This is a genomic window from Pseudoalteromonas sp. NEC-BIFX-2020_002 (assembly GCF_013002825.1).
GTDB lineage: Bacteria > Pseudomonadota > Gammaproteobacteria > Enterobacterales > Alteromonadaceae > Pseudoalteromonas > Pseudoalteromonas neustonica.
Genome location: NZ_JABEPJ010000043.1, coordinates 1 through 1,512, shown reverse-complemented (window position 1 = coordinate 1,512; position 1,512 = coordinate 1). Strand labels below are relative to the sequence as shown.

At 49.3% G+C, this 1,512-nt stretch carries 1 rRNA gene; it reads right to left on the bottom strand.

Annotation, left to right across the window (positions count from 1 at the left end):
* Positions 1-1,492: ribosomal RNA gene (locus HJP15_RS21565) — 23S ribosomal RNA — on the bottom strand; the annotation flags it as partial.
* Positions 1,493-1,512 lie beyond the last annotated feature (20 nt).

Sequence of the window (1,512 nt, the reverse complement as noted above, 5' to 3'; positions counted from 1 at the left end):
TGTTCGTCCGGATTTACCTAAACAAACGCCCTACTCACTTTCACATGGACTACCAACGCCATGCTTGCTTAGCCTGCTCCGTCCCCCCATCGCAATTATATCGAGTACAGAAATATTAATCTGTTTCCCATCGACTACGCCTTTCGGCCTCGCCTTAGGGGTCGACTTACCCTACCCTGATTAACATGGGATAGGAACCCTTGGTCTTCCGGCGTGGGAGTTTTTCACTCCCATTATCGTTACTCATGTCAGCATTCGCACTTCTGATACGTCCAGCATACCTCCCGGTACACCTTCAACCGCTTACAGAACGCTCCCCTACCACTCAGAATAAATTCTGAATCCGCAGCTTCGGTGCATAGTTTAGCCCCGTTACATCTTCCGCGCAGACCGACTCGACCAGTGAGCTATTACGCTTTCTTTAAAGGATGGCTGCTTCTAAGCCAACCTCCTGGCTGTCTGGGCCTTTCCACATCGTTTCCCACTTAACTATGACTTTGGGACCTTAGCTGGCGGTCTGGGTTGTTTCCCTCTTCACGACGGACGTTAGCACCCGCCGTGTGTCTCCCGGATATTACTTTACGGTATTCGGAGTTTGCAAAGGGTTGGTAAGTCGGGATGACCCCCTAGCCTTAACAGTGCTCTACCCCCGTAAGTATTCGTCCGAGGCTCTACCTAAATAGATTTCGGGGAGAACCAGCTATCTCCCGGTTTGATTAGCCTTTCACTCCTAGCCACAGGTCATCCCCTAACTTTTCAACGTTAGTGGGTTCGGTCCTCCAGTTGATGTTACTCAACCTTCAACCTGCCCATGGCTAGATCACCGGGTTTCGGGTCTATACCTTGCAACTCGTCGCCCAGTTAAGACTCGGTTTCCCTACGGCTACCCTATTCGGTTAACCTCGCTACAAAATATAAGTCGCTGACCCATTATACAAAAGGTACGCAGTCACCCAACAAGTGGGCTCCTACTGCTTGTACGTACACGGTTTCAGGTTCTATTTCACTCCCCTCACAGGGGTTCTTTTCGCCTTTCCCTCACGGTACTGGTTCACTATCGGTCAGTTGGGAGTATTTAGCCTTAGATGATGGTCCACCTATATTCAGTCAAAGTTTCACGTGCTCCGACCTACTCGATTTCACTTAAAATGTCTTTTCATGTACGGGACTATCACCCTGTATCGTGGCGCTTTCCAGCGGCCTTCCATTAACACATAATAAGCTTAAGGGCTGTTCCGGTTTCGCTCGCCGCTACTTCCGGAATCTCGGTTGATTTCTTTTCCTACGGGTACTTAGATGTTTCAGTTCTCCGCGTTCGCCTCGTTAACCTATGTATTCAGTTAACGATACCTGCAAGCAGGTGGGTTTCCCCATTCGGAAATCCTAGTCTCAAGTGCTTTTTACTAGCTTGACTAGGCTTATCGCAAGTTAATACGTCCTTCATCGCCTCCAACTGCCAAGGCATCCACCGTGTACGCTTAGTCACTTAACCATACAACCCAAACGGGTCTT